27 protein-coding genes and 1 rRNA gene are annotated in these 26,999 nt (G+C 71.5%); 19 read left to right on the top strand and 9 right to left on the bottom strand.

Features of this window, described 5'->3' with window-relative positions; genetic code table 11:
• Positions 1–96 precede the first annotated feature (96 nt).
• The 10 genes from EG812_RS20700 to argH all read left to right on the top strand — a co-directional run bounded on the left by EG812_RS20700 (position 97) and on the right by argH (position 10,576).
• Entirely contained in the window at positions 97–1,299 is a 1,203-nt protein-coding gene (locus EG812_RS20700) for a nucleotide sugar dehydrogenase (RefSeq protein ID WP_126712520.1), read from the top strand.
• Positions 1,296–2,075: a glycosyltransferase family 2 protein gene (locus tag EG812_RS20695; RefSeq protein WP_013732819.1), complete on the top strand. Its 780-nt coding sequence runs from the start codon at positions 1,296–1,298 to the stop codon at positions 2,073–2,075. Before EG812_RS20700 ends, EG812_RS20695 begins: the two co-directional genes overlap by 4 nt.
• 8 nt (positions 2,076–2,083) lie before the next feature.
• On the top strand, positions 2,084–3,109 hold the full coding sequence (locus EG812_RS20690) for an NAD-dependent epimerase/dehydratase family protein (protein WP_126712519.1): 1,026 nt from the start codon (positions 2,084–2,086) through the stop codon (positions 3,107–3,109).
• 147 nt (positions 3,110–3,256) lie between these two features.
• On the top strand, positions 3,257–4,258 hold the full coding sequence (argC, locus tag EG812_RS20685; protein WP_126712518.1) for an N-acetyl-gamma-glutamyl-phosphate reductase: 1,002 nt from the start codon (positions 3,257–3,259) through the stop codon (positions 4,256–4,258).
• Positions 4,255–5,427, top strand: a complete 1,173-nt coding sequence (gene argJ, locus EG812_RS20680; protein ID WP_126712517.1) for a bifunctional glutamate N-acetyltransferase/amino-acid acetyltransferase ArgJ — start codon at positions 4,255–4,257, stop codon at positions 5,425–5,427. Before argC ends, argJ begins: the two co-directional genes overlap by 4 nt.
• Before the next feature lie 2 nt (positions 5,428–5,429).
• Positions 5,430–6,365, top strand: coding sequence for an acetylglutamate kinase (gene argB, locus EG812_RS20675; RefSeq protein WP_126712613.1), 936 nt, complete (start codon positions 5,430–5,432; stop codon positions 6,363–6,365).
• Positions 6,362–7,627 (top strand): acetylornithine transaminase, encoded by a 1,266-nt coding sequence (locus EG812_RS20670; RefSeq protein WP_126712516.1) that lies wholly within the window; start codon positions 6,362–6,364, stop codon positions 7,625–7,627. Before argB ends, EG812_RS20670 begins: the two co-directional genes overlap by 4 nt.
• On the top strand, positions 7,624–8,544 hold the full coding sequence (argF, locus tag EG812_RS20665; RefSeq protein ID WP_126712515.1) for an ornithine carbamoyltransferase: 921 nt from the start codon (positions 7,624–7,626) through the stop codon (positions 8,542–8,544). The genes EG812_RS20670 and argF overlap by 4 nt, the downstream gene beginning before the upstream one ends.
• A gap of 6 nt (positions 8,545–8,550) precedes the next feature.
• Positions 8,551–9,066: an arginine repressor gene (locus EG812_RS20660; RefSeq protein ID WP_013732826.1), complete on the top strand. Its 516-nt coding sequence runs from the start codon at positions 8,551–8,553 to the stop codon at positions 9,064–9,066.
• Positions 9,067–9,112: 46 nt separating this feature from the next.
• On the top strand, positions 9,113–10,576 hold the full coding sequence (argH, locus tag EG812_RS20655) for an argininosuccinate lyase (RefSeq protein WP_126712612.1): 1,464 nt from the start codon (positions 9,113–9,115) through the stop codon (positions 10,574–10,576).
• A 121-nt stretch (positions 10,577–10,697) separates the two neighbouring features.
• Here argH and EG812_RS20650 read toward each other — a convergent pair whose 3' ends face one another.
• Together EG812_RS20650 and EG812_RS20645 are read right to left on the bottom strand one after the other, a co-directional pair.
• Complete coding sequence (locus EG812_RS20650) at positions 10,698–11,114, bottom strand: DNA-binding protein (protein ID WP_126712514.1); 417 nt, start codon at positions 11,112–11,114, stop codon at positions 10,698–10,700.
• A gap of 76 nt (positions 11,115–11,190) precedes the next feature.
• On the bottom strand, positions 11,191–11,904 hold the full coding sequence (locus EG812_RS20645; RefSeq protein ID WP_126712513.1) for an alpha/beta fold hydrolase: 714 nt from the start codon (positions 11,902–11,904) through the stop codon (positions 11,191–11,193).
• A 181-nt stretch (positions 11,905–12,085) separates the two neighbouring features.
• On the opposite strand from EG812_RS20645, the gene EG812_RS20640 reads away from it, so the two are divergent.
• The 4 genes from EG812_RS20640 (at position 12,086) to EG812_RS20625 (ending at position 15,069) form a co-directional block, all read left to right on the top strand.
• Positions 12,086–12,703, top strand: coding sequence for a DNA-3-methyladenine glycosylase (locus EG812_RS20640; protein ID WP_126712512.1), 618 nt, complete (start codon positions 12,086–12,088; stop codon positions 12,701–12,703).
• A gap of 90 nt (positions 12,704–12,793) precedes the next feature.
• A complete protein-coding gene (locus EG812_RS20635; protein ID WP_126712511.1) occupies positions 12,794–13,162 on the top strand; it encodes a DUF805 domain-containing protein in 369 nt (122 codons plus the stop codon).
• A gap of 171 nt (positions 13,163–13,333) precedes the next feature.
• Positions 13,334–14,449 (top strand): LLM class flavin-dependent oxidoreductase, encoded by a 1,116-nt coding sequence (locus EG812_RS20630; RefSeq protein WP_013732832.1) that lies wholly within the window; start codon positions 13,334–13,336, stop codon positions 14,447–14,449.
• Positions 14,446–15,069: an FMN reductase gene (locus EG812_RS20625; protein WP_126712510.1), complete on the top strand. Its 624-nt coding sequence runs from the start codon at positions 14,446–14,448 to the stop codon at positions 15,067–15,069. Before EG812_RS20630 ends, EG812_RS20625 begins: the two co-directional genes overlap by 4 nt.
• A 63-nt stretch (positions 15,070–15,132) precedes the next feature.
• Here the strand turns inward: EG812_RS20625 and EG812_RS20620 are convergent, their stop codons facing one another.
• From EG812_RS20620 to EG812_RS20610, 3 genes are all read right to left on the bottom strand, one after another.
• The gene (locus EG812_RS20620; protein ID WP_126712509.1) at positions 15,133–15,972 is read right to left on the bottom strand and encodes a universal stress protein; all 840 of its coding nucleotides are present in this window, start codon (positions 15,970–15,972) and stop codon (positions 15,133–15,135) included.
• A gap of 160 nt (positions 15,973–16,132) precedes the next feature.
• A complete protein-coding gene (locus EG812_RS20615; RefSeq protein ID WP_126712508.1) occupies positions 16,133–17,026 on the bottom strand; it encodes a universal stress protein in 894 nt (297 codons plus the stop codon).
• Between the two features lie 19 nt (positions 17,027–17,045).
• Positions 17,046–19,637, bottom strand: coding sequence for a cation-translocating P-type ATPase (locus EG812_RS20610; protein ID WP_126712507.1), 2,592 nt, complete (start codon positions 19,635–19,637; stop codon positions 17,046–17,048).
• Positions 19,638–19,816: 179 nt separating this feature from the next.
• On the opposite strand from EG812_RS20610, the gene EG812_RS20605 reads away from it, so the two are divergent.
• The 3 genes from EG812_RS20605 to EG812_RS20595 all read left to right on the top strand — a co-directional run bounded on the left by EG812_RS20605 (position 19,817) and on the right by EG812_RS20595 (position 22,483).
• The gene (locus EG812_RS20605) at positions 19,817–20,296 is read left to right on the top strand and encodes a GNAT family N-acetyltransferase (protein WP_126712506.1); all 480 of its coding nucleotides are present in this window, start codon (positions 19,817–19,819) and stop codon (positions 20,294–20,296) included.
• A gap of 72 nt (positions 20,297–20,368) precedes the next feature.
• A complete protein-coding gene (locus tag EG812_RS20600; protein ID WP_126712505.1) occupies positions 20,369–20,986 on the top strand; it encodes a hypothetical protein in 618 nt (205 codons plus the stop codon).
• Between the two features lie 102 nt (positions 20,987–21,088).
• The gene (locus tag EG812_RS20595) at positions 21,089–22,483 is read left to right on the top strand and encodes a hemolysin family protein (RefSeq protein ID WP_126712504.1); all 1,395 of its coding nucleotides are present in this window, start codon (positions 21,089–21,091) and stop codon (positions 22,481–22,483) included.
• On the opposite strand, the gene EG812_RS20590 is transcribed toward EG812_RS20595, so the two are convergent.
• The 4 genes from EG812_RS20590 to EG812_RS20575 form a co-directional block, all read right to left on the bottom strand.
• Positions 22,431–22,739, bottom strand: coding sequence for a PRC-barrel domain-containing protein (locus tag EG812_RS20590; RefSeq protein WP_013732840.1), 309 nt, complete (start codon positions 22,737–22,739; stop codon positions 22,431–22,433). The two genes, EG812_RS20595 and EG812_RS20590, sit on opposite strands and share 53 nt — an antisense overlap.
• A complete protein-coding gene (locus EG812_RS20585) occupies positions 22,726–23,106 on the bottom strand; it encodes a hypothetical protein (RefSeq protein WP_126712503.1) in 381 nt (126 codons plus the stop codon). The genes EG812_RS20590 and EG812_RS20585 overlap by 14 nt, the downstream gene beginning before the upstream one ends.
• Complete coding sequence (locus EG812_RS20580) at positions 23,103–24,329, bottom strand: NRAMP family divalent metal transporter (protein ID WP_013732842.1); 1,227 nt, start codon at positions 24,327–24,329, stop codon at positions 23,103–23,105. The genes EG812_RS20585 and EG812_RS20580 overlap by 4 nt, the downstream gene beginning before the upstream one ends.
• 129 nt (positions 24,330–24,458) lie before the next feature.
• A complete protein-coding gene (locus EG812_RS20575) occupies positions 24,459–24,851 on the bottom strand; it encodes a PaaI family thioesterase (protein ID WP_013732843.1) in 393 nt (130 codons plus the stop codon).
• Between the two features lie 97 nt (positions 24,852–24,948).
• On the opposite strand from EG812_RS20575, the gene tyrS reads away from it, so the two are divergent.
• A complete protein-coding gene (gene tyrS / locus EG812_RS20570; RefSeq protein WP_126712611.1) occupies positions 24,949–26,250 on the top strand; it encodes a tyrosine--tRNA ligase in 1,302 nt (433 codons plus the stop codon).
• Positions 26,251–26,895: 645 nt separating this feature from the next.
• A 16S ribosomal RNA gene (locus tag EG812_RS20565) occupies positions 26,896–26,999 on the top strand; the annotation flags it as partial.

Below are 26,999 nucleotides of genomic sequence, written 5' to 3'. Positions count from 1 at the left end.
ATTATTTGGTTACCCACGAGTCACCTCTGAGGGGTTAGCCTGCTGTGACCCCGATGACCCTGGGATCACACCCGCCACCCCCACGGGAGCCCCCTCATGCCCGATGAGCCACCCGCCTCGGTCGACGTCTGCATAGTCGGTGGTTGCGGCCGGGTGGGCCTGCCACTGGGCATCGCGTTCGCCGCCCGCGGGCTCTCCGTCGTGCTGTACGACATCAACGCCGACGCCGTCGCCACGGTCAACTCGGCGACCCTGCCGTTCGCCGAGGCCGGGGCGGCCGAGCCCCTCGCGGAGGCGGTGGCCGCCGGGCGGCTGCGGGCCACCACCGACCCGGCCGCTGTCGGCACCTCCGAGCATCTGGTGGTGGTGGTCGGCACCCCGGTCGACGAGCATCTGAACCCGGACCTGGGGGCCGTGCCGCGGGCGTTGGAACGCTGTGCGGAGCATCTGCGCGACGGGCAGTTGGTGGTGCTGCGCAGCACCGTCTACCCCGGAGTGACCGCGTTGACCGAGAAGTTGCTGGTCGGCCGGGGAGTGCAGGCGGATGTCGCCTTCTGCCCGGAGCGCATCGCCGAGGGGCACGCGATGACCGAGCTGTTCACGCTGCCGCAGATCGTGGCGGCGCGTACCCCGCAGTCGCTGGCCCGGGCGGAGAAGCTGTTCCGGCACCTGACCGACCGGATCGTCACGCTGACGCCGGAGGAGGCGGAGCTGGCGAAGCTGTTCACCAACACCTGGCGGTACATCAAGTTCGCCACCGCCAACCAGTTCTGGATGATGGCCAACGACTTCGGGCTCGACTTCGCCCGGATCCGGCACGCCGTGGCGTACGAGTACCCCCGCGCCGCCGACCTGCCGATGCCCGGGTTCGCGGCCGGGCCGTGCCTGTTCAAGGACACCATGCAGTTGGCCGCGTTCAACCGGAACAACTTCGTGCTCGGCCATTCGGCGATGCTGATCAATGAGGGTCTGCCGTTGTACCTGGTCTCGCGGCTGGAGGACCGGTTCGACCTGGCCAGCTCGACGGTGGGCATCCTCGGCATGGCGTTCAAGGGTGGCAGCGACGATCCCCGGGAGAGTCTGGCGTACAAGCTGCGCAAGATCCTGGCGTTGAAGACCCGGGAGACGCTCTGCACCGACCCGTACGTCATCGACGAGCGTTTCGTCGACCTGGACGAGGTGCTGCGCCGGGCCGATCTGCTGGTCATCGCCGCCCCGCACGAGCAGTACGCCCGCCTGGACACCGACAAACCGGTGATCGACATGTGGGGTCTGACCGGGCAGGGGGTGCGGGTGTGATCCCCCGGGTCTCGGTGATCGTGCCGGTCTACAACGAGGGCGCGGCGATCGTGCGCTGTCTGGAGCGGATGCTGCGGGAGATGCTGCTGCCGGCCGAGGTGCTCATCGTGCACGACATGCCGGAGGACACCACGGTTCCGTACGTCGTGCAGGCGGCCCGTACCGACCCGCGGGTGCGGGCGGTGCTCAACACGTACGGGCGGGGGCCGGCCAACGCGATCCGGTTCGGCATCGACGTGGCGCGGGCCCCGGTCGTGGTGGTGACGATGGCCGACGGCTGTGACGATCCTCGGCAGATCGACGAGTTGGCCCGGCTGGTGGACCGGGGCGTGGTGGTCGCCGCCGCTTCCCGGTACATGCCCGGCGGTCAGCAGGTGGGTGGGCCGAGGCTGAAGCGGTTGATGTCCCGTTGGGCGGGGCGCAGCCTCTACACCCTGGCGCGGGTGGGCACCCGGGACGCGACCAACAGCTTCAAGGCGTACGACACGGCCTTCGTCCGGGAGGTGGGCATCGAGTCGCGGACCGGTTTCGAGATCGGGCTGGAGTTGACCGCCAAGGCGACCCGGTTGCGGCTGCCGGTGGCCGAGATCCCGACGATCTGGCTGGATCGGCCGCTCGGGGAGTCCCACTTCGACCTGGGCCGGTTCCTCCCCGGGTACCTGCGCTGGTATCTGTTCGCCTACGGTCGACGGCTGAGCCGGGAGAAGCTGGCCGCCCGGACCCGACCGGCGGCGGTGCAGAGCGTCGAGTCCACCGAGTACGAGAAGACCGCATAGGAGCGCACGTGGCGAAGGTCCTGGTAACTGGTTCGGCCGGCTTCATCGGCGGCTACCTGGTCGCGGAGCTGTTGGACCGGGGCCACGAGGTCGTCGGGGTGGACAACTTCTCCAAGTACGGCCCGGTCAGCCACAGCTACGACACCCATCCGCGGTTCCGGTTCGTCGAGGGCGACGCCCGCGACACCGACCTGCTGACCGAGCTGCTGGACGGTTGTGACCACCTGGTCGCCGGGGCGGCGATGATCGGCGGGATCTCCTACTTCCACGCGTACGCCTATGACCTGCTCGCCACCAACGAGCGGATCATGGCGGCGACCTGCGACGCGGCGCTGCGGGCGCACCGCGAGGGCACGCTGCGCAAGGTCACCTACCTCTCCTCCTCGATGGTGTACGAGTCGACGGAGCACTGGCCGAGCCGGGAGGGCGACGAGCGGCGCATCCCGCCACCCCTGTCGTCGTACGGCTTCCAGAAGTTGGCGGTGGAGTACTACGCCCGCGCTGCCTGGGAGCAGTACCAGTTGCCGTACACGATCGTGCGGCCGTTCAACTGTGTGGGTGTGGGGGAGGGGCGGGCGCTGGGTCAGGCCGAGGTGCTCTCCGGCAACGTGAAGCTGGCGATGTCGCACGTGGTGCCCGACCTGGTGCAGAAGATCGTCAAGGGGCAGGATCCGCTGCACATCCTGGGCGAGGGCGATCAGGTGCGGCACTACACCTACGGTGGTGACCTAGCCCGGGGCATCGCGACGGCGATCGAGCATCCGGCGGCCCACAACGAGGACTTCAACCTCTCCACTGCCCGGTCGACCACGGTGCTGGAGTTGGCCGAGTTGATCTGGCACAAGATCAAGGGTGCGGAGGTGCCGTTCCGGTACGTCAGCGACGAACCGTTCCGCTACGACGTCCGCAAGCGGGTGCCGGACACGACCAAGGCCGCCGAGGTGCTCGGCTTCACCGCCACGACCTCGCTCGACACGATGCTCGACGAGGTCATCCCCTGGGTCACCGACGCCGTGCACGCCGGCCGGCTGTAGGTGCAAGGAAGGGCCCCCTGTTAACGCCTCCGGTAGAGCAGGGGCCCCTTCTTAACACAGCAAGTATTCTCATACGGTCGACTGCATGAACTTGCAGCGCCAGTCTCGCTGCTGCTAACCTCCCTGCATAGTCATACGGAGGTAGGCATGGGAATCCGGGTCGCGGTCGCCGGTGCGAGTGGCTACGCGGGCGGTGAGTTGCTCCGCCTGCTCGCCGGGCATCCTGAGTTCGACCTGGTCACCGCCACCGCGCACAGTCAGGCGGGGCAGCGCGTCGACAGCGTGCACCCGCAGCTGGTCGGGCTGGACCACACCTTCGCCGAGACCGTACCGGAGACGCTCGCCGAGGCCGACCTGGTCTTCCTCGCGCTGCCGCACGGCCAGTCGGCCGCCCTCGCCGCGCAGCTGCCCACCGGCGTCCGGGTGGTGGACCTCGGCGCGGACCACCGCCTCACCGACGGTGACGCCTGGGCCCGCTACTACGGCGGCCCGCACGCCGGCGCGTGGACCTACGGCCTGCCGGAACTGCCCGGGCAGGCCGAGCGGATCGCCGCCGCCACCCGGGTCGCCAACACCGGCTGCTACGCCGCGACGATCACCCTGGCGCTCGCGCCGCTGATCGCCGCCGGTGTCGCCGACCCCGCCGACGTGGTGGTCGTCGCCGCCTCCGGCACCTCCGGGGCCGGCCGGGCCGCCAAGACCCACCTGCTGGCCAGCGAGGTGATGGGCGACCTGTCGCCCTACAAGGTCGGCGCCCACCAGCACGTACCGGAGATCAAGCAGGCCACCGGCGCGACCGGCCTGTCTTTCACCCCGGTGCTCGCGCCGATGCCACGCGGCATCCTGGCCACCGTGACCGCCCGGCCGACCGGCTCGGCGGACCCCCGGGCCGTGCTGGCCCAGGCGTACGCGGACAGCCCCTTCGTGCACCTGCTGCCCGAGGGCCGCTGGCCGCACACCGCCGCCACCCTGGGCAGCAACTCCTGCCACCTGCAGGCCACCGTCGACGTCGACTCCGGCCGACTGATCGTGGTCGCTGCGCTGGACAACCTCGGCAAGGGCGCCGCCGGTCAGGCGGTGCAGAACGCCAACCTGATGTTCGGCCTGCCCGAGACCACGGGCCTGTCCCCGTTGGGAGTCACGCCATGACCGTCACCACACCTGCCGGGTTCCGGGCGGCCGGGGTCGCGGCCGGCCTCAAGAGCAGCGGCGCACCGGATGTCGCGGTGGTCGTCAACGACGGCCCGGACATCGGGGTCGCCGGTGTCTTCACCAGCAACCGGGTCAAGGCCGCACCGGTGGCATGGAGCGAGCAGGTGCTGCACGGCGGGCTGGTCCGGGCGGTGGTGCTCAACTCCGGCGGAGCGAACGCCTGCACCGGCCCGGCCGGCTTCCAGGACACCCACGCCACCGCCGAGCACGCCGCCGCCGCACTGACCGCGCAGCACCCCGACCAGCCGATCGGCGCGGGTGAGGTGGCGATCTGCTCGACCGGCCTGATCGGCGAGCGGCTGCCGATGGACAAGCTCCTGCCGGGGGTCAGCGCCGCCATCGGCGGTCTGACGGTCGACGGCGGGGACGCCGCCGCCGAGGCGATCATGACCACGGACACCCGGCCGAAGACCACGGTGATCTCCGGTGCCGGCTGGACCGTCGGCGGCATGGCCAAGGGCGCCGGCATGCTCGCCCCGGCGATGGCCACCATGCTCTGCGTGCTGACCACCGACGCGGTCGCCGACCCGCAGACGCTCGACGCCGCGTTGCGCGCCGCCACCCGGGTCACCTTCGACCGGATCGACTCCGACGGCTGCATGTCCACAAACGACACCGTTTTGCTGCTGGCCAGCGGCGCCTCCGGGGTCACGCCGAGCGCTGCGGAGTTGGCCGCGGCGGTCACCGCCGCCTGCCACGACCTGGCCCAACAGTTGATCGCCGACGCCGAGGGCGCCACCAAGCAGATCGCCATCGAGGTCGTCGGTGCGGCCGACGAGGACGACGCGGTTGAGGTGGGCCGGTCGGTGGCCCGCAACAACCTGGTGAAGACCGCGCTGTTCGGCAACGACCCGAACTGGGGTCGGATCCTCGCCGCCGTCGGCACCACCGCCGCCGAGTTCGAGCCGGACGCCGTCGACGTGGCCGTCAACGGGATCTGGGTCTGCCGGGGCGGTGCCGCCGCCGAGGACCGCTCGAAGGTCGACCTGACCGGCCGGGACGTCACCATCCGCATCGACCTGCACGCCGGCGTCACCGAGGCGACGGTGTGGACCAACGACCTGTCCCACGCGTACGTGCACGAGAACTCGGCCTACTCCACATGAGCATGAACCTGAACTCGGACCTGACCCGCGCCCAGGCCAAAGCGGCCACCCTGATCGAGGCGCTGCCCTGGCTGGAGCGGTTCTCCGGCGCCACCGTCGTGGTCAAGTACGGCGGCAACGCCATGATCGACCCGGAGTTGCAGCGGGCCTTCGCCGCCGACATGGTGTTCCTGCGCCACGTCGGTCTCAAGCCGGTCGTGGTGCACGGCGGCGGCCCGCAGATCTCGGCGATGCTCGGGCGCCTCGGCATCGACAGCGAGTTCCGGGGCGGCCTGCGGGTGACCACGCCCGAGGCGATGGACGTGGTCCGGATGGTGCTTGTCGGCCAGGTCGGGCGGGAACTGGTCGGGCTGATCAACTCCCACGGCCCGCTCGCGGTCGGGCTCTCCGGTGAGGACGCCGGCCTGTTCACCGCGGTACGCCGCCCCGCGTACGTCGACGGGGAGCCGGTCGACGTCGGGCAGGTCGGCGACGTCGAGTCGGTGAACGCCTCCGCGGTGACGGACCTGATCGCGGCCGGCCGCATCCCGGTGATCTCCACCGTGGCGCCGGACGCCGACGGGGTGCTGCACAACCTCAACGCCGACACCGCCGCCGCCGCGCTCGCGATCGCGTTGCAGGCCCGCAAGCTGGTCGTGCTCACCGACGTACCCGGCCTCTACGCCAACTGGCCGGACACCTCCAGCCTGATCAGCGAGATCACCACCGACGAGCTGGCGAAGCTGCTGCCGTCGCTGGAGTCGGGCATGGTGCCCAAGATGGAGGCCTGCCTGCGGGCGGTCAGCGGCGGCGTGCCGGCCGCGCACGTGGTGGACGGCCGGGTGGCCCACTCCACGCTGCTGGAAGTATTCACCTCGGAAGGTTTCGGAACCATGGTCGTGAGCGCGCCCAGCGAGGTTGCCGGCCCCGCGAACCAGGAAGGCTCGGTGGCGTCATGACCGCCCTCAGCGACCGGTGGCGTCAGTCCATGATGGACAACTACGGCACCCCACCGCTGGCCCTCGTCTCCGGCTCCGGCGCCGTCGTGGTCGACGAGACCGGCCGGGAGTACGTCGACCTGCTCGGCGGCATCGCCGTCAACTCCCTCGGGCAGGCCCACCCGGCAGTGGTGGCCGCCGTGTCCAAGCAGGTCGCCACCCTCGGGCACGTGTCGAACCTGTTCATCTCCGAGCCTCCGGTGGCCCTGGCCGAGTTGCTGCTGGCCCTCGCCGGCCGGCCCGGCCGGGTCTTCTTCGCCAACTCCGGCGCGGAGGCCAACGAGGCGGCGTTCAAACTGTCCCGGCGCACCGGCCGCACCCACGTGGTGGCCACCGTGGGTGGTTTCCACGGGCGCACCATGGGAGCCCTGGCCCTGACCGGCCAGCCCGCCAAGGCCGACCCGTTCCGCCCGCTGCCCGGCGAGGTCACCCACGTCCCGTACGGCGACGTGGCCGCACTGGAGGTGGCCGTCACCGACGCCACCGCCATGGTGATCCTGGAACCGATCCAGGGCGAGAACGGCGTCGTCGTCCCACCCGCCGGCTACCTCGCCGCCGCCCGGCGGATCACCGCCCGGCACGGCGCGCTGCTGGTGCTCGACGAGGTGCAGACCGGCATCGGGCGTACCGGGCACTGGTTCGCCCACCAGGCCGAGGGCGTCGAACCGGACGTGGTGACCCTGGCCAAGGGGCTCGGCGGTGGGCTGCCCATCGGCGCCACCCTCGCCTTCGGCCCGGCCGCCGACCTGCTGGTCCCCGGCTCGCACGGCACCACCTTCGGCGGTAACCCGGTCAGCTGCGCCGCCGCCCTCGCGGTGATCTCCACCATCGCCCACGAAGGGCTGCTCGACCACGTCAAGCGGGTCGGTGAACGGATCCGCCGGGGCATCGACGCGCTCGGGCACCCACTGGTCGCCGGGGTCCGGGGCGCCGGGTTGCTGCTCGGCGTGACGCTGACCGCGCCGGTGGCCCCTGCCGCCGCCGAGGCGCTGCGTACGGCCGGTTTCCTGGTCAACCCGGTGCAGCCGGACGTGCTCCGGCTCGCCCCGCCGCTGATCCTCACCGCCGCGCAGGTCGACGCCTTCCTGGCCGCCCTGCCCACCGCGCTGACCGCCGCCGCGTCGGTGGCCCCGGGCGCCACCGACCAGCACCCGCGCGGACCGATCGCCGTACACACCACGCCGACCGACGTGGATCCGACCCCGACGGAGGCCCCCGCATGACCCGGCACTTCCTGCGCGACGACGACCTCACCCCGGCCGAGCAGTCCGCCGTGCTCGACCTGGCGGCCCGGATGAAGGCCGACCGTTTCGCGCACACCCCGCTGGCCGGGCCCCGGGCGGTGGCCGTGCTGTTCGACAAGCAGAGCCTGCGTACCCGGATCTCCTTCGACGTCGGTATCGCCGAACTCGGCGGCCACCCCCTGGTGGTGGACACCCAGGTCACGCACTTCGGTCGGGGTGAGGCCCTCAGCGACGCCGGCCGGGTGCTGTCGCGGTACGTGGCCGCGATCGTGCTGCGCACCCACGGCGACGACCGGATCGCCGAGGTGGCCGCCGGTGCGTCCGTGCCGGTGGTCAACGCGCTGACCGACGGCTTCCACCCCTGCCAACTGCTGGCCGACCTGCTCACGGTGCGGGAGTGGTGCGGCGGCACCGTCGGGCGGACGCTGACCTACGTCGGCGACGCGGCGAACAACATGGCCCACTCGTACCTGCTGGCCGGGGTGACCGCCGGCATGCACGTGCGGATCGCCGGACCGGACGGCTTCCAGCCCGCCGCCGAGGTGGTGGCCCGTGCCGAGGAGATCGCCGCCGACACCGGCGGGTCGGCGCAGGTGTTCACCGACCCGGTGGCCGCCGTCCGCGACGCCGACGTGATCGCCACCGACACCTGGACCTCGATGGGGCAGGAGAGCGACGGCCTGGACCGGATCACCCCGTTCCTGCCCTACCAGGTCAACAAGACGCTGCTCGGGCACGCGGCGCCGGAGGCGATCGTGCTGCACTGCCTGCCCGCGCACCGCGGCGAGGAGATCACCGACGAGGTGCTCGACGGCCCGCAGAGCGCGGTGTTCGACCAGGCGGAGAACCGGTTGCACGCCCAGAAGGCGCTGCTGGCCTTCCTCCTGGCAGGGTAGGAGCCCATGACGACACCGCTGACCCGTGCCGCCCGGCACGCCCGCATCGTCGAGCTGATCCGTGACAAGGCGATCCGGTCGCAGACCGAACTCGCCGAACTGCTCGGCGACGAGGGCGTCCAGGTCACCCAGGCCACCCTCTCCCGGGATCTGAAGGAACTCGGCGCCGTCACCGCCCGCGGCGGCGACGGACGCGCCGTGTACGTGATCCCGGAGGACGGGCACCGCCCGTTGCGCGACGCGGAGGCGGCCCCGGCCCGGCTGGTACGGCTGCTGCGCGAGTTGCTCAACGAGGTCGACTCCAGCGGCAACATCGCCGTGCTGCGTACCCCACCGGGGGCCGCCCAGTACCTGGCCAGCGCGTTGGACCGGGCTGGTCTGCCGGAGGTCGTCGGCACCATCGCCGGCGACGACACCATCCTCGTCGTGGCCCGCGAGAGCGACGGCGGCGCCGCGCTCGGCGAACGGCTCGCCGGCTGGGCCCGCCGCGACGAGAACGTCGACGGGAGTGTCACACCATGAACGCTCGGTACGCCCGGTTGGATGAGGTGCCATCGTGACCACCAGAATGGACGGGGTGGACGACAAGACCCTGACCGAGAACAGCACCGCAGCCAACCGGACGAGCCTGTGGGGTGGCCGGTTCGCCGGCGGCCCGTCGGAGGCGCTCGCCCGGTTGTCGGTGAGCGTCCAGTTCGACTGGCGACTGGCCCCGTACGACATTGCCGGTTCCCGGGCCCACGCCCGGGTGCTGGCCGGTGCCGGGCTGCTCGACCCGGAGGAACTGGGCCGCATCCTCGCCGCCCTGGACGACCTGGAAGCCGCCTGCGCCTCGGGTGCCTTCCGGCCGACCGTCGACGACGAGGACGTGCACACCGCGCTGGAACGCGGTCTGCTGGAGCGTCTCGGCAGCCTCGGCGGCAAGCTGCGCGCCGGGCGGTCCCGCAACGACCAGGTCGCCACCGACCTGCGGCTCTACCTGCGTGACCATGCCCGGGGCGTGGCCTCGCGGCTGGTCGAGCTGGCCGAGGCGCTTGTCGAGCAGGCCGAGCGGCACGTCGACACCGCCGCGCCGGGCATGACCCACCTGCAGCACGCCCAGCCGGTCACCTTCGGCCACTGGCTGCTGGCGCACGTCCAGCCGCTGCTGCGGGACCTGGAGCGGCTGCGCGACTGGGACCACCGCGCCGCGGTCAGCCCGCTCGGTGCCGGCGCGTTGGCCGGTTCGGGCCTGCCGCTGGACCCGGTGGCGGTCTCCAAGGAGCTGGGCTTCCGCACGTCCTTCGCCAACTCGATGGACGCGGTCGCCGACCGGGACTTCGTCGCCGAGTTCCTCTTCATCACCGCGATGATCGGCGTGCACCTGTCCCGCCTCGGTGAGGAAGTGGTGCTCTGGACGTCGCAGGAGTTCGGCTGGGTCGAACTGGACGACGCCTTCGCCACCGGCTCGTCGATCATGCCGCAGAAGAAGAACGCGGACATCGCCGAGCTGGCCCGGGGCAAGTCCGGCCGGCTCGTCGGTGGGCTGGTCGCCGTACTGACCATGCTCAAGGGCCTGCCGATGACCTACGACCGGGACATGCAGGAGGACAAGGAGCCGGCCTTCGACGCGGTCGACACCCTGGAACTGCTGCTGCCGGCCCTCGCCGGGATGATCTCCACCATGACGGTACGCGTCGACCGCCTGGTCGCCGCCGCACCAGTGGGCTTCTCGCTGGCCACCGAGGTGGCCGACTGGCTGGTCCGCAAGGGCGTGCCGTTCCGCGACGCCCACGAGATCACCGGCAAGCTGGTGGCGCTGTGCGCCGCCCGGGACTGCGCCCTCGATGAGGTCTCCGACGACGACCTGGCCACCGTCAGCGAACACCTCGACCCGTCCGTACGCGACGTGCTGTCGGTCCGCTCGGCCCTGGCCGCCCGGATCACCCCCGGCTCCACCGGCCCCGGCCCGGTCGCCGACCAACTCGCCGCCGCCGCCGACCACCTCGCCACCTGGCGCGAGTGGGCCGCCGAAACCGTCGTCCCCCGCTGAGCCCTCCGCTCCCACGTGCGGTGCCTGCAACTTCGGGGAAGATGCTGCCTCCCGGTCCATCGAGACCGCATCTTCCCCGAACCTGCTGCCGACGTATCGACGAGGGGCGGTCGTGGTTGGTTCAGGGGGCGGGTTGGGGTGGCGGGGTGCGGGCGGTGAGGCGGTCGTAGCGTTGCTTGGCAGCCTGGGCGCTGCCGAGGCCGAGGCCCTGGCCGATGGCCTGCCAGGTGAGGCCTCGGCTGCGGGCGAGGTGGAACAGGCCCGCCTCCATGGTGTCGATCTCCGCGCGCAGGTGCGGGAAAAGGGTCAGCGCGGCGAGCAGATCCGCCTCGTCCACCGGCTCCTCGCCCGGTTCCGGCTGGGCTGCCCCGGCAGCCAGCGCCAGGAGCACGGCGATCGCCTCGTACGGGTCGGCAGCGTACGGGTTGGTGTGCCGCCGCCGCTGCTGTTCGCTGGCGGCGTGCCGTTCGGTGAGTCGTTGCAGTGCGGCATAGCTGCGGTGCGCCCGATCCTCGGACGTGGTGCTGGAGTCGGCCATGCGCCAACTCCAGCACTTCAACGAAGTGTTGTCAACACCTCGTTGATGGACGGCCCCGCTGCGTCACCCCGCCAGATCAGCTGGAGCCCCGGACCGCCTCGATGATGGTCTCCGCGACCTCACCCGGTCGGGCCACCGCCATCGCATGCGATCCGCCCTCGATCTCGCGCTGGCCCCGCGGGTTGGCCCGTTCCGCCATGAACCGGTGCGCGGCGACCGGAATGTTCATGTCGGCGTCGCCGAACACGAACCAGCTGGGCAGCGACCGCCAGGCGGGGTCGCCGACGAGCGCGTCGTTGAGGGCCTGCTCGGTGGCCGGCCGCTGGGTCCGGGCCATCAGTGAGGCGACGTCGGCGGGCGCGTCTGCGGCGAACTGCTTGTGGTAGGCGTCCTGGGCGATCGCCACCTCGTTGCCGCCGGTCGACACCGGATACTGGACAAGCGTGCCGGCGAGGGTGCTGCCGGGGAATTGCCCGGACAACGACAGCGCCGACTCGCCGGTTTCCGGCGCGAACGAGTTGACGTAGACGAGGGCGCGCACCGACGGGTTGTCGGCCGCCGCCTGCGTGGTCACCATGCCGCCGTACGAATGCCCGACGAGCACGACCGGGCCATCCACCCACCGCATCACGTCCTGCAGGTACGCGGCGTCACCGGGAAGGCTCCGCAGTGGGTTGGCGAGCGCGACCACGTTGTAACCGGCACCCAGCCGGTCGATCACACCGTTCCAGCTTGCCGACTCGGCGAACGCTCCGTGCACGAGAATGATGGTGGGCTGCTGATCGGACATGCGCACGCTCCCTCACTCCGAGACCTGTTCACCGCCGGCAGCGCCGGTACCCGCGATTACCCGTCATGTAGGAGCGAAACCCCTGGTCAACTGCGGCAGGGTCCGCACTTCGACCGGAGGCACCCGCACCGAGCGTGGGGGCGTGGTTGCCGGTCAGGGCGGGACCGGGTTACCTGGACGGGTGGACCATCCCTGGCTGAGCGCCCCCGCCGCCGACATCGCGAAGACCGCGCGGTCGCTGCTCGGCTGGGAGGTGACGGCCAACGGTGTGCGGATCAGGTTGACCGAGGTCGAGGCGTACGCGGGCACTGGCGAGGATCCGGCCTCGCACGCCCATCGTGGGCCGACGCCCCGTACGACTGTCATGTTCGGTCCGGCGGGCTACGCCTATACGTACTTCGTCTTCGGTATGCACTGGTGTTTGAATCTCGTCTGCGGCGCGGAGGGGGAGGCGGCGGCGGTGTTGCTGCGCGCGGGCGAGGTGGTCGAGGGGCGGGGTCTGGCCCGCGAGCGGCGCGGCGGGGTGCCCGACCGGGACCTGGCCCGTGGGCCGGCCCGGCTGGTGATGGCGCTGGGGGTGACGGCGGCGGCCAACGGCACCAGCATGCTGGACGGGACCGGGCCGCTGCTGCTGACTCCGCCGACCCGGCCGGTCGCGCCGTCGGCCGTCTCCGCCGGCCCGCGTGTCGGTGTGGCCGCCGCCCACGACGTGCCCTGGCGCTTCTGGATCACCGGCGACCCGACCGTCAGCCCTTACCGCCGCCATGTCCCACGGCGGCGTCCGGCGTCGATCCGCTGACGCTCTCGTGGCCGGTCATGGGCCACTGCTGCGTGACACGACGACCTACCCTGCTGGCATCAGCATCGCTCTTGATGAATGGAGCTTGTCGTGTCGTTCCCCGATGCCATTCGTTCCGCTTTCTCCCAGTACGCCACGTTCCGAGGGCGGGCCCGTCGCTCCGAGTACTGGTGGTTCTCCCTGTTCCTTCTCCTGGTCGGGATTGTGGCTTCGGTCCTCGACAGCGCGTTGGGTGTCGACTTCGAGGGGTCGGGCGGGCCGGTTTCCCTGCTCGTCAATCTGGCGGTACTGCTGCCGTCACTGGCAGTCGCCGTCCGACGGCTGCACGACATCGACCGCACCGGCTGGTGGCTCCTGCTGGCCTTGATCCCGATCGTCGGGTGGATCGTGCTGCTGGTGTTCGCCCTTCAGAACGGGACGCCCGGTCCGAACCGCTTCGGCCCCAGCCCGAAGTCGTAGCCGCTCCCATCCGCTCTGAATGCAGGTCGACGATCCTCCGCGCAACCGGTTGGAAGCGGCCTGCCGGGGGAGACGAGGGCAGCCCGACTCGCGGAATAGTTGACTCGTCAAATATGTTGTCGGGGGCACCGGGGACACCTGTCCCCGGTCGGACGACACGAGGAGCGCATCATGCAGTTCGGAGTCTTCACCGTCGGTGACGTCACCGTCGACCCGACCAACGGGCGGGAGCCGACCGAGCGTGAGCGCATCAAGGCGATGGTCACCATCGCGCTCAAGGCCGAGGAGGTCGGCCTCGACGTCTTCGCCACCGGCGAACACCACAACCCGCCGTTCGTGCCCTCGTCGCCCACCACCATGCTGGGATACATCGCCGCCCGTACCGAGCGGCTGCTGCTGTCCACCGCGACCACGCTGATCACCACCAACGACCCGGTGAAGATCGCCGAGGACTACGCGATGTTGCAGCACCTGGCCGACGGTCGGGTCGACCTGATGATGGGTCGCGGCAACACCGGCCCGGTGTACCCCTGGTTCGGGCAGGACATCCGTAACGGCATCCCCCTCGCGATCGAGAACTACGACCTGCTGCGCCGGCTCTGGCGTGAGGACGTTGTCGACTGGCGGGGCAAGTTCCGTACCCCGTTGCAGTCGTTCACCTCGACGCCGCGTCCGCTCGACGGGGTGCCGCCGTTCGTGTGGCACGGCTCGATCCGCAGCCCGGAGATCGCCGAGCAGGCCGCCTACTACGGGGACGGTTTCTTCGCCAACCACATCTTCTGGCCGGCCGAGCACACCAAGCGGATGGTGGGCCTGTACCGGCAGCGTTTCGCGCACTACGGGCACGGCTCCGCCGACCAGGCCATCGTCGGCCTCGGCGGCCAGGTGTTCATGCGGCGTAACTCCCAGGACGCGGTACGCGAGTTCCGCCCCTACTTCGACAACGCCCCGGTCTACGGGCACGGTCCGTCGTTGGAGGAGTTCACCGCGCAGACCCCGCTGACCGTGGGCAGCCCGCAGCAGGTCATCGACCGGACCCTCGGGTTCCGTGACTACGTCGGCGACTACCAGCGGCAGCTGTTCCTCATGGACCACGCCGGACTGCCGCTGAAGACGGTGCTGGAGCAGCTCGACCTGCTCGGCGAGGAGGTCGTACCGGTGCTGCGCAAGGAGTTCGAGTCGCTGCGTCCGGCGCACGTGCCGCTGGCGCCCACGCACGCCTCGCTGCGCGCCGCCGCCGAGCAGGCCGCCACCGACCAGAGCGCCGGCGCGGAGGCCGGACGGTGACCGTGCGTACCCTCGCCGTGGTCTCGGCCGGGCTCAGCCAGCCGTCGTCCACCCGGCTGCTCGCCGACCAGCTCGCCGCCGCCACCCGCGACGAGCTGGTCGGCCACGGCGAACAGGTCACGCTGCACCCGATCGAGCTGCGCGAGCACGCCCACGACATCGTCAACCACCTGCTCACCGGCTTCCCGTCGGAGCCGCTGCGGCAGGTGCTGGACCAGGTCACCGGCGCGGACGGGCTGATCGCCGTGACACCGATCTTCAACGCCTCGTACAGCGGGCTGTTCAAGTCGTTCTTCGACCTGGTCGACGCCGACGCCGTCGGTGGCCGGCCGGTGCTGATCGGCGCCACCGGCGGCACCGCCCGGCATTCGCTGGCCCTGGACCACGCGATCCGGCCGATGTTCACCTACCTGCGGGCGGTGGTGCTGCCGACCGCCGTCTTCGCCGCCCCCGAGGACTGGTCGGGCGGTACCGCGCAGGGCGCGTTGCGGACCCGGATCGCGCGGGCCGCCGCCGAACTGGCCGGGCAGGTGCACCGCAGCGCCCCGTCGTCCGGTCCGGTCGACCCGTTCGCGTTGACCACCGACTTCGAACAGTTGCTGCGCGGCGGGGACACCTGACCCGGCGCGCAAGGTGTACGGCGTCGCCCCGCACCACCCGGTGTGGTGCGGGGCGACGAGATGTCAGATGGCGTGCTCGGCAGCGTGCGGGTGGGCGACGAGCACCGGGCAGCGGGAGTGGTGCACCAGCGCCTGGCTGACCGAGCCGAGTAGCAGGCCGGCGAAACCGCCCCGGCCCCGGGACCCGACCACCACCAGCGCCGCCTGTTCGGAGGCCTCGATCAGCGCCTCGTCGGGCTTGCGGCCGGTGATCACCCGCTCCTCGACGGTCAGGCCGGGGTGGCTGCCCCGGGTGGCCGCGGCGGCAGTGGCCAGCAGGTGTTCGCCGTCGACGTCCCGTTCACCGGAGACGTGCACCAGCAGCAGCGTGCCACCGCGTCGGACGGCCTCCTCGGCGGCGTGGCCGACGGCGAGTTCCGCCGACTCGGAGCCGTCCACCCCCACCAGCACCGGCCCGTCGGTCGGCAGCGGCCGGTCCGGGGGCCGCACCACCAGCACCGGGCAGTGTCCGTGCGCGGCGACCTGGGTGCCGACCGAGCCGAGCAGCAGGCCGGCGAAGCCGCCCAGGCCCCGGCTGCCCACCACGACCAACTCGGCCCGACGTGACTCCTCGACCAGGGTCGCGCCGGGTCCACCGGCCACCTGCCGCACCTCGACGGTGAGCGACGGCCACCGGTCGACAAGTTCGGCGGCGGTCTGTTCGAGCATCTTCCGACCGTCCTCCGAGGGCGCCGGCAGACCCATCTCGTACGGGTTGATCGGCACCCCGTAGCCGAGCGGATGCAGGTAGCCGTGCACCAGGTGCAGCGGACGGGACCGCCACACCGCCTCCTGGGCCGCGTGCTCCGCGGCGACCAGGCTCGGCGGTGAGCCGTCCACCCCCACCACGACAGGTCGGTTCATGATGCCTCCAGACGTCGTCACGCCATTGTCGAACGTCGCCGGCCGGTAGACCGGCCCCCGACACACCTGATGCGGGGCCGGTCCACCGGCGGCCGGGCGGGCCGATGGGCCCGCCACCCGTGGTGAGGTGGCGCCGGGGGAGCGGCGCGACCCCACCGGATCACGAACCGTCGACGGTACGCGGCTCGCGGACCACCACCACCGCAGTGTCCGCGTGGTGCAGGACCGCGTGGCTGACCGAGCCGAGCAGCAGCCCGGCCAGCGCCCCGCGTCCCCGCGCACCGACGACCACCAACTGGGCGTCGCGGGACTGCTCCACCAGTGCCCGGGCGGGGGAGCCACGGACCAGCAGTTGCCGCACCGGCACCTTCGGGTACCGCGGCGACCACCTGGCCACGGCGTCGGCGAGGACCTTCTCCTCCTGCTCCCGGAAGGCGTCCAGGTCGTAGACCAGCGGCAGGATGTCGCCCGGACCGGCCGGCGCCGGGTAGAGCCAGGAGTGCACGGCCACCAGTTCGGTGTCGCGCCGGGCGGCCTCCTCGAACGCGAAACCGATCGCCTCATCGGAGGCGGGGGAGCCGTCGACGCCGACCACCACCGGCCCGTCCGCGCGCTGCTCACCCCGGACCACCAGCACCGGGCAGGCGGCCCGGGCGCTGAGCTGCACGGCCACCGAGCCGAGCAGCAGCCCGGCGAAGCCGCCCAGGCCCCGGCTGCCGAGCACCAGCAGCGCGGCGTTGTCGGCCTCGGCGAGCATGACCGCCGGTGCCGCGCCGTGCACCACCGCGCCGGTGACCGACACCTCCGGGGCGACCTTGGTGGCTTCGGCCACCGCCTCGGCCACGAACTGCTCGGCCTGGTTGCGCAGGCCGGCGTCGGCCGGCGCGCCCGGCGCGGGACCCAGCGGCACCCGCATCAACGGCCAGATGAACGCGTGCACGACCCGCAGCGGTCGCTGCCGGTACGCGGCCTCCCGGGCGGCGGCCCGCACCGCGTGCAGGGCAGTCTCGGAACCGTCCACACCCACCACGACGGGGGCGTTGTTGCTGCTCATCGAGTCCTCCTTCGGCTCACTACCAGCCTGACCCATCAGGGGAGGTCAGGTTCACCGACCCCGCCTTCCGGCGACGAATCATCATCGTCAGCCGGAGCAGCAGGCCGGGCAGGACGCTCACCGCGGCGCAGGCGAGCAGTTCCACCGCACCCAGCGCTTCGGTGCCGAGCAGGTCCCGCAGTGGTGCCACCAGCACCCCGGCGACCTGCAACAACGCGGAGATCGCCACCGCCAGCGGCAGCGCCGGGTTGCCCCGCCGCCCGTCGGGCGGGCGCGGTGCGCGGACCGCCAACGCCACCCCGAGCTGGGCCAGACCCAGCACCACGAAGACCACCGACTGCCAGGGCCGGTCCCAGTGGGCGGCCAGCACACCCGCGCCGAGAGTCACCGCAGAGATCAACGCGCCGGCGATGAGGATGTGCCGGCCCAGGCCCGCCCCGAGCACGGACTCCTGCGGCGAGCGCGGCACCCGGCGCAGCGTCCCCGGTTCCGCCGGTTCCGCGCCCAGGGCGACACCCGGCAGCCCGTGGGTGAGCAGGTTGATCCAGAGGATCTGCGCCGGCAGCAGCGGCACGGCCAGCCCGAACAGCGGACCCAGCAGCATCACCACGATCTCGGCCACCCCGCCGGAGAGGGCGTAGCGCAGGAACCGCCGGATGTTGTCGTAGATCCGCCGCCCCTCGCCGATGGCGGTCGCCACGGTCGACAGGTCGTCGTCGACAAGCACCAGGTCGGCCGCCTGCCGGGCCACCTCGGTGCCGCCGCCCATGGCCACACCGATGTCGGCGCGGCGCAGCGCCGGCGCGTCGTTGACCCCGTCGCCGGTCATCGCCACCACATGCCCGCGGGCCTGCATCGCGGCAATGATGTCGAGCTTCTGCTCCGGGCGGGTACGGGCGAACACCCGCGCCGCCGGGTCGGCTTCGGCGGGGTCACCGTCGTCGCCGCGTACCACCGGGTCGCCGGTGTCCCAGACACCGAGCTGACCGGCGATGGCCGCCGCGGTCGCCGGATGGTCGCCGGTGACCAGCACCAGCCGCACCCCGGCCTCGGTGAAGCTGCCGGCGATCTCCGGCGCACCGGCGCGCAGCGGATCGCCGACACCGACCAGGCCCACCGCTCGCAGCCCGACCGGGTGGGCGGGGTCGACCGGCGGGGTGTCCACAAGCGCCGCCGCCAGGGCGAGCACCCGCAGGCCCGCGCCCGCCATCTCCTGTGCCGCGGCGGCCAGCTCGGCCAGTTCCTCGGCGTCGGCGTCGACAAGCGGCGCGGCCAGCACGCTCTCCGGCGCACCCTTGCAGACCACCAGATACCTGTTGTCGCAGCAGCGGTGCACCGTGGTCATCCGGCGCAGTTCCTGGTCGAAGGGGTGCTCGGCGACGCGCGGCCATGCGCGGCGGGTGGCCTGCGGGTCGAGGCCGCACCGGGCCGCGAAGGCCAGCAGGGCCCCTTCCAGGGGGTCACCGACGGCACCCCAGTCGGGCCGCTTGTCGTCCGGCGGGGTCAGCGTCGCGTCGTTGCACAGCAGCCCGGCCCGGGCCAGCTGACGCAGCTCGTCGGTGACCGCGATCCGCTGGCCGTCGCGGTGGATCGCGCCGTGCGGGGCGTACCCGGTGCCGGTGATGTCGAAGCCGGCGCCGTCGGCGGTGCGGGCGTGCTGCACGGCCATCCGTCCCTCGGTGAGGGTGCCGGTCTTGTCCGAGGCGATCACGGTGACCGAACCGAGGGTCTCCACCGCGTGCAGCCGGCGGGGGATGGCCCGGGCCTGCGCCATGCGCCGTGCGCCGAGCGCGAGCGCGAGGGTGACCACCGCGGGCAGCGACTCCGGGACCGCGGCCACCACCAGGCTCACCGCGGTGACGGCCATGTCCACCAGCGGCCGCCCGCCGAGCACACCGACGACGAAGACCAGCCCGGACAGCAGTACGGCGACCAGGCCGAGGACCCGGCCGAGCGCTGAGAGACGCCGCTGCAGCGGGGTGGGACCCGGTCGGGTGGTGGCCGCCAGGGTGGCGATCCGGCCCAGCGCGCTCGCCGCGCCGGTGCGTACCACCGTGCCGGTGGCCCGGCCCACGGTGACCACGGTGCCGGCGCTGGCCTCCTCGCCGACGTCGCGGGCCACCGGCAGCGACTCGCCGGTGAGCGCCGACTCGTCCAGGCGCAGCCGGCTGGCCTCGTCGAGCAGCAGGTCGGCGGGGACCACGTCGCCGGCTTCGACGCGCACCAGGTCGCCCCGGACCAGGTCGGCGGCGGGCAGCACCAGGTCCCGGCCGTCGCGCACCACCCGGGCGGTCGGTGCGGCCAACTGGTCGAGCGCGGCGATCGCCCGCTCGGCGCGTACCTCCTGCACCACGCCGATGAGGGTGTTCACCGCGACGACGAGCAGGATCACCGCCGTGTCGGGGTAGTCCCGCAGCACCGTGGTGACCACGGCGGCGGCCAGCAGCAGGGCGACCAGCGGGTCGGTGAGCTGCCGCAGGACGCGGACGGTCAGGTGCCGGCGGGGTGGCGCCTCGGCGGCGTTCGGCCCGTCCAGGCGCAGCCGTTCGGCGGCCTCGGCGGAACTGAGTCCGTTGACGGCTACCGGCCGGGTGACGATGTCAGTGCTCACGATGCACCCCTGCCCACGCCCTCGTACCCCTCACCGCTGCACCCCTGCCCCGAGGCCGTGCCCCGACGGCTGCCCTGCACCACCAGCGTGGCGTGCCACCGCCGGTGTCCGGCAGAGTCGACGGCCCGCTCGGCACGGGACCAACGGCCCTGCCGTCGCGCGGCGTATCGTCGTCGGCGATGAGCGACGACTTACGGCTGCGTGCCGTCGCCGAGGACGACCTGCCGGAGTTCTACGCCCACCAACTCGACCCCGAGGCCAGCCGGATGGCTGCCTTCGGCGCCGCCGACCCGGCCGACACGCGGGCGTTCGCCGCGCACTGGATGCGCATCCTGACCGACCCGCAGAATCTCGCCTGGACCGTGACCGTCGACGACGCGGTGGTCGGGCACGTGCTGGCCTTTCCCGCCGAGGGCCGCACCGAGGTCAGCTACTGGATCGACCCGGCCCGGTGGGGTCGCGGGTACGCCACCCGCGCGCTGGCCGCCCTGCTGCGCGAGGTGACCCGCCGCCCGTTGTACGCGCGCACCGCGACCGACAACATCGGCTCGCTGACCGTGCTGCGCCGCTGCGGGTTCGTTGTCCGGTCCACCGAACGGGCGTACGCCCCCGGTCGGGGCGAGGAGATCGACGAGTACCTGCTGGAGTTGCCGGCCTGACCCCCCCGCCGGGTTGATCGGCCCGACCCCCGCCAGGCGGCGGCCCGGGCTGGGCGGCACTACCCTCGCGGAGTGAACTGGCTGGAACTCGTCGGCTGGGCCGGCTCCGCGCTGCTGGTCTGGTCGCTGCTGCAGACGCGCATCCTGCGGCTACGGGCGGTCAACCTGATCGGCTGCCTGGTGCTCATCGGCTACAACGGCGCACTGCGGGTGTGGCCCATGGTGGGGCTCAACATCGTCCTGGCAGTGATCAACATCTGGTATCTGCGGCGGCTGCTCGCCACCCGGCACGACGAGCAGACCTACCAGGTGGTCGAGGTGGGCGCCGACGACGCGTTCCTGGCGCACACGCTGCGGGTGCACGCCGCCGACATCGCCCGGTTCAACCCGGGCTTCCACCCCGATCGGGTGACCGGCCGTTCGGCCTTCCTGGTGGTACGCGCCGACGAGGTCGTCGGCGTGGTGCTCGCCCACGACGCCGGAGACGGCGTGGCCCAGGTCGACCTGGACTACGTCACCCCGGCCTTCCGGGACTTCACCCCGGGCGAGTTCGTCTACCGACGCAGCAGCCTGTTCACCGACCGGGGATTCCGTCGGGTGATCAGCCCGCCGGGCATGCGCGCCCCCTACTACCAGCGCATCGGATTCCGTCCGCACGGCCAGTCGTACGTGCTCGACCTGCCCGGATGATGACGATGATTCACCGTCGCAGCCAATGGGCATAGGCACCGCTACGCCGGTGGGACTTCCACCGGCGGCGCCACCGGGCGCGGTCCAACGAGGGAGCCGGGCGTGCAGAGCTACTGGAGTCAGCTGGCCCTGGTCGCGGTCCTGATCGTCATCAACGCGATCTTCGCCGGTAGTGAGCTGGCTCTGGTGTCGCTGCGCGACAGCCAGATCCAACGGCTGGCCCGCAGCAGCCGAGCCGGGCAGGTGCTGGCCCGCCTGGCCCGCGACCCCAACCGGTTCCTGGCCACCATCCAGATCGGCATCACCCTGGCCGGCTTCCTCGCCTCGGCGGCGGCGGCCGTGTCACTGGCCCGGCCCCTGACCCCGTTGCTGGACGTGCTCGGTCGAGCCGCCGAACCGGTCGCCATCGTGCTGGTCACCCTGGTGCTGACCTTCGTCACCCTGGTCTTCGGGGAACTCGCCCCCAAACGGATCGCGATGCAGATCCCCGAGCGCTGGGCACTGCTCGTCGCCCGTCCGCTGGACCTGCTCGCCACGCTCACCCGCCCGGCGGTGTGGCTGCTGGGCGCCACCAGCGACCTGGTGGTCCGGATGGCGGGGCTGAACCCGGAGCCGGAACGCGACGAGATCAGCCCCGACGAACTACGGGACATCGTCGCCGGCCACCACGGCTTCACCAAGGAGCAGCAGACCATCATCGCCGGTGCCGTGGAGATCGCCGACCGCAAGCTGCGCGCCGTGCTGGTGCCCCGGCTGAGCGTCTTCTGCCTGGACACCGGCACCACCGCCGAGGCGGCCCGGCTGGTGCTGGCCGCCTCCGGGCACTCCCGCGCACCGGTGGTCCGCCACGGCGGCCTCGACGACACGGTCGGCGTCATCCACCTGCGGGACCTGGTCGGCGTCCGCGACGACCAGCCCGTCGACGAGTGCGTACGACCACCGATGCTGTTGCCGGACTCGGTGTCGGTGGTTGACGCGCTGCGCCAGTTCAAGGCGGAACGCCAGCACATGGCGCTGGTCGTGGACGAACGCGGCGCCGTCGACGGCATCGTCACCCTGGAGGACATTCTCGAGGAGATCGTCGGGGAGATCTACGACGAGACCGACCGGGACGTCCGCGAGGTGCGTACCGACGCCGACGGCGCGTTGGCGTTGCCCGGCACCTTCCCGGTGCACGACCTGCCGGACATCGGCGTGGAGCTGCCGGCCCGCCCGGCCGGCGACTACACCACGGTCGCCGGCCTGGTGCTCGCCGCCCTCGGGCGGATCCCCACCTCCGGCGAGCACCTCACCGTCGACGGTTGGCGGCTGGAGATCACCCAGGTCGACGAACGTGCCATCACCGGCGTACGGCTGTGCCGAGCCGAATCGGCAGCCGACGCGGAGTCGACCGCACCGGACGCGACCGAGCCGGAGGCGCAGGAGGCACCGGAGTCCGCTGCCGTCACCGGGTCGGGGGATCCTCGGGCAGACCTGGCACCGGCGGATCGAGCCTGAGCCGGTGCACCGGCACCTGAACGGTGCTGCGGCCGAGCAACCGGGCGGCGGCGCGGATCGCCCACGGCCCGGACGGATGGCGTTCCGGCCCGATCAACCGGCCGCTGAGCCGCCCGTACCAGTGCCGGGTGACCACCAGATCGGTCAACCGCAGCGGTCCGCCCGGCGTGCCGCGCACCACCAGATCCACTACCCGACCCAGCCGCCGGCCCTGCTCGTCGTACGCGGTGCGGCCGAGCAGCTCACCCGCCCGCACGGCCGGCTCCGGGAATCCTGCCGATCAGGTGGCGACGCAGCCACAACTCCACCGGCGAGGTGGGCAGGTCCTCGGCGCGTATCCGCAGCCACACCGCGCTGTCGATGCGTGCGACGAATCCGTACGGGATGCGCAGCGGCACCATCGGCCGGTCGGAGACGAACCGTTCCGCGGTCAACGCCAGCATCCGGCCGATGCGGCCACCGACCCGCAGCCCGAGCGCGCCCGGCCCGGTGAGCAGGGTTCGCAGGTACGGCGTCCCGTGGGCGTCCAGGGCGAACTCCACGTCGTCGACCTTGCCGATCAGCCGGCCGTCGACGTCGACGAGTTGGCGGTCGAGCAGATCATGGCTGATCTGGATCCTCACTGCCCCATTCTGGTCCCGATAGCCACTGGAATGGCGGCGATCGCCGCGGCCACGATGATCAGCAGCAGCACGGCCCCCAGCGCGTTGAGCCACCGCCCGTTGACCCGGTCGCCGAGATAGGTGCGGTCGTTGGCCACCACCAGGATCGGCAGGTAGGTGAGTGGCAACGCCACCGCGCTGATGATCAACATGTATTCGGTGAGCGTCACCGGATCGATCCTGGTGAGCAGCAGAAGTACCCCGAGCAGCACACTGACCAGCAACACGGTGTGGAACCGGGCCGCCTCACGCGGGCTGACCCGCTTGCCCCACTGCCAGCCGAAGTACTGCGCGGCGGCGTACGCGGCCGACAACCCGGTCTCCAACGCGGCGCCGAAGGTGACCGCGAAGAACGCCAGGGCCGCGATCGCCAGGCCGACCCCGCCGAAGGCCAGCACGATCGGATGGGCGACGTCGCCGAGGTCGGAGACCGTCAGGCCGGCGGGTCGCAGCACCACGGTCGCGGTGGCGATCAGCGACAGCGCCAGGAACCCGCCGATCGGGAAGCCGACAAGCACGCTGAACCGGGCGTCAGCCAGGTCGGCGGCGCTCCACCGCTCCTCCACCCCGCCGGAGGAGAAGAAGAACACCTCGTACGGGCTGACCGTCGAGGCGAACAGGGCCACCGCGACGAACCAGTACGCCCCCCACCCCTGCCCGCCGTCGTCGATGCTCACCGTGCCACGGCCGAGCGCCGCCCAGTCGGTCGGCAACCAGAACAGCGCCACGGCGAAGACCACCAACGTCAGGCCGGCCAGCCCGAACAGCCGTTCCATCACCGGGAAGCGCACCCGCCACAGCACCAGCCACACCGCCGCCCCGGCGACCGGCACCCAGAGCAGGTACGGCACCCCGCTGGCCAGTTGCAACGCCAGCGCCACACCGCCCAGTTCGGCGGCCAGGGTGATCACCGTGACCACATACGACGCCATCAGGTTGACAAGCGCCATGCGGGCCCCGAGCCGCTCCCGGACCAGGTCGAACACCGCCCGGCCGGTCACCGCCGCGATCCGTCCGGCCATCTCGGCGTACGCGCAGATCGCGATGACTCCGAGCAGCAGCACCCAGGAGTGGGCCATGCCGAAGCGGGCACCGGCCTGACCGGCGGCGACCAGGTCGCCGATGTCGACGAAGCCACCGACCGCGGAGAGGATGCCGAGCGTGGCGGCGAGCAGCTTCTTCACGTCGACGGCGTCGCGGGCTCGGTCATCGACGCGACAATATCGCCGCCAAGCCGCAAACTACCGCGAAACGGGCATAGGGCTGGGTCTGTTGCTCAACGACTTCCGGATCACACGGTGATCCGGCCGGGCTCAGCTGTCGGGGTAGAGGTTCTGCAGGCGGACCTGTCCCCGCGCGACCAGGCGATCCTTGGCGTCGGTGATCTCCACCTGCCACAACTGCTGACTGCGCCCCCGGTGCACCGGAGTGGCGATCGCGGTCAACTCCCCGTCGCCGACGGGCCGCAGGAAGTCCGTCTGGTTCGACACGCCGACCACCCGTCCGCGCTCACCCAACCAGAGGCCGGCACCCACGCTGGCCGCGGTCTCCACCACCGAGCAGTAGACCCCGCCATGCTGGATGCCGTACGGCTGCAGCAGCTCCGGGCGTACCCGCCAACGGACCGTCACCCGATCACCGCTGGCCTCGCCGTACTCCAAGCCGAGCAGGGCGAAGAACCCGGTCGAGAGCTCGGACATCTCCATGGCGGCCTCCTCGATCTTGGCAACGTCACCCTACCGAGGTGGCAGCGCTGCTAACCCGGTAGGGCCCAGAGGCGCTGATGGGGGAGAATCGGTGACCGTGACCGACAGCAACCTCCCGCCGGCCGGGCGGGACTCCTTCACCGACGACCTGCGGTGGCGTGGCCTGATCCAGGACTCCACCGACCCCGACGAGCTGCGCGCACTGCTCGACGGCCCGGCGGCCGTCTTCTATGTGGGCTTCGACCCGACCGCGCCCAGCCTGCACGTCGGCCATCTGATGCAGGTCGCCACGGCCCGTCGCCTGCAACTCGCCGGCCACCGTCCGCTGCTGTTGGTCGGTGGCGCGACCGGTCAGATCGGCGACCCGAAAGAGAGCGCCGAGCGCACCCTCAACCCGCCCGAGGTGGTCGCCGGCTGGGTGCAGCGCATCCGCGACCAGCTTGCGCCCTTCGTGTCGTACACCGGTGACAACGCAGCCCTGCTGGTCAACAACCTGGAGTGGACCGGCGAGATGTCGGTGGTCGAGTTCCTCCGGGACGTGGGCAAGCACTTCCCGGTGAACAAGATGCTGGCGCGGGAGGTGGTCCGGGCCCGGCTGGAGAGCGGCATCAGCTTCACCGAGTTCAGCTACCAGTTGCTCCAGGCCAACGACTTCTTCGAACTGCACCGCCGGCACGGCTGCCAACTCCAGTTCGGCGGCTCCGACCAGTGGGGCAACATCACCGCCGGCGTCGACTACGTCCGTCGCCGGGGCGCCGGCCCGGTGCAGGGCTTCACCACGCCGCTGGTCACCAAGTCCGACGGGTCGAAGTTCGGCAAGACCGAGGGCGGCGCGATCTGGCTCGACCCCGAGATGACCAGCCCGTACGCGTTCTACCAGTTCTGGATCAACGTCGACGATCGCGACGTCGGGCGCTACCTGCGCTACTTCAGCTTCCGCTCCCGCGAAGAGCTCGAAGCGCTGGAGAAGGAGACCGCGGAACGGCCGGCGTCCCGTGCCGCCCAGCGTGCCCTCGCCGAGGAACTCACCACCCTGGTGCACGGCGAGCGGGAGATGGCCCAGGTGGTGGCGGCCAGTCAGGCGCTGTTCGGTCGAGGCTCCCTGGCGGACCTGTCGGCGGCGACCCTGCGCGCCGCCCTCACCGAAGCCGGCCTGGTACGCCTCGACACACTGCCGGAGGCGGCCGCCCTGCTCAAGGAGTCCGGCCTGGTGCCCAGCATGAAGGAGGCCCGCCGGGTGATCGCCGAGGGTGGCGCCTACGTCAACAACATCCGGGTCACCGAGGCCGACGCGGTGATCGGGGCCGACGAGCTGCTGCACGGCCGCTACCTGGTGCTTCGTCGGGGCAAGCGGTCGTTCGCCGGTGTCGAACTGGACGTTCCCGCCGCGGTCGAATGAGCCGCTGTCGCGGAGTGTGACGCGCAACGCGTCCGGCGGATTTGACGATCAAACCGCCGGGCGCGTAACTTTCTCTCTGCCAGCGCGGACCGGACGAAACAGGTCGAAAGACCTGAAGGCCGAGCGCAGGTCAACCTTCCCGAGCGGGCGGCGTAGCCGCTTCGAGACGGGACCGGGTGGTGCCCCAGAGTCGCCGCGAGGCGGATTTGGTGAAGCGGAGCCGACCGGGTATGGTTGGCCGCTGGCAGGGGCCCAGGCGCGCTAGCGGGAAACCGCAGCGGCTGGCCTGCCGGAAACCACGAACGTAACGGCGTCAGCCGATTCGCTCATGGTGCCCGGAGAAAGGGTGGAAGTGTGACAAACCGGCGCAAGTCGATTTGACACGGCGGAAACCAGCGGGTAACGTAGTAAAAGTGCCCGGCGCGAGAGCGGCGGGTGTGAGAGTGGAACGGATGCCCCGGATGGTGGCCCTGGTGGGTTGCTTGATGGTGTGTGGTTGTTCTTTGAGAACTCAACAGGGTGCTTGATAAGCCAGTGCCAAGTAGTTTGATACCCCGGACTGGGTTGGGCCTTTGTGGTCTGGTCTGGTTGGGATTCCTTTGGCAACATTTTGTTTGTTGTCGGGATGGATTGTTCAACAGGTTTTTGTTGGAGAGTTTGATCCTGGCTCAGGACGAACGCTGGCGGCGTGCTTAACACATGCAAGTCGAGCGGAAAGGCCCTTCGGGGTACTCGAGCGGCGAACGGGT

It is taken from the genome of Verrucosispora sp. FIM060022 (assembly GCF_003977705.1).
GTDB lineage: Bacteria > Actinomycetota > Actinomycetes > Mycobacteriales > Micromonosporaceae > Micromonospora > Micromonospora gifhornensis.
Note: the sequence above shows the minus strand (reverse complement) of the source record. Positions and strands in the feature narration are given on the sequence as shown.

Bases quoted from the DNA above. Each gene is read 5' to 3' on its own strand.
- EG812_RS20700 (WP_126712520.1), top strand. From the start codon at position 97: ATGCCCGATGAGCCACCCGCCTCGGTCGACGTCTGCATAGTCGGTGGT.
- argC (WP_126712518.1), top strand. From the start codon at position 3,257: ATGGGAATCCGGGTCGCGGTCGCCGGTGCGAGTGGCTACGCGGGCGGT.
- argJ (WP_126712517.1), top strand. From the start codon at position 4,255: ATGACCGTCACCACACCTGCCGGGTTCCGGGCGGCCGGGGTCGCGGCC.
- argB (WP_126712613.1), top strand. From the start codon at position 5,430: ATGAACCTGAACTCGGACCTGACCCGCGCCCAGGCCAAAGCGGCCACC.
- EG812_RS20670 (WP_126712516.1), top strand. From the start codon at position 6,362: ATGACCGCCCTCAGCGACCGGTGGCGTCAGTCCATGATGGACAACTAC.
- argF (WP_126712515.1), top strand. From the start codon at position 7,624: ATGACCCGGCACTTCCTGCGCGACGACGACCTCACCCCGGCCGAGCAG.
- EG812_RS20660 (WP_013732826.1), top strand. From the start codon at position 8,551: ATGACGACACCGCTGACCCGTGCCGCCCGGCACGCCCGCATCGTCGAG.
- argH (WP_126712612.1), top strand. From the start codon at position 9,113: ATGGACGGGGTGGACGACAAGACCCTGACCGAGAACAGCACCGCAGCC.
- EG812_RS20650 (WP_126712514.1), bottom strand. From the start codon at position 11,114: ATGGCCGACTCCAGCACCACGTCCGAGGATCGGGCGCACCGCAGCTAT.
- EG812_RS20645 (WP_126712513.1), bottom strand. From the start codon at position 11,904: ATGTCCGATCAGCAGCCCACCATCATTCTCGTGCACGGAGCGTTCGCC.
- EG812_RS20630 (WP_013732832.1), top strand. From the start codon at position 13,334: ATGCAGTTCGGAGTCTTCACCGTCGGTGACGTCACCGTCGACCCGACC.
- EG812_RS20620 (WP_126712509.1), bottom strand. From the start codon at position 15,972: ATGAACCGACCTGTCGTGGTGGGGGTGGACGGCTCACCGCCGAGCCTG.
- EG812_RS20615 (WP_126712508.1), bottom strand. From the start codon at position 17,026: ATGAGCAGCAACAACGCCCCCGTCGTGGTGGGTGTGGACGGTTCCGAG.
- EG812_RS20605 (WP_126712506.1), top strand. From the start codon at position 19,817: ATGAGCGACGACTTACGGCTGCGTGCCGTCGCCGAGGACGACCTGCCG.
- EG812_RS20575 (WP_013732843.1), bottom strand. From the start codon at position 24,851: ATGGAGATGTCCGAGCTCTCGACCGGGTTCTTCGCCCTGCTCGGCTTG.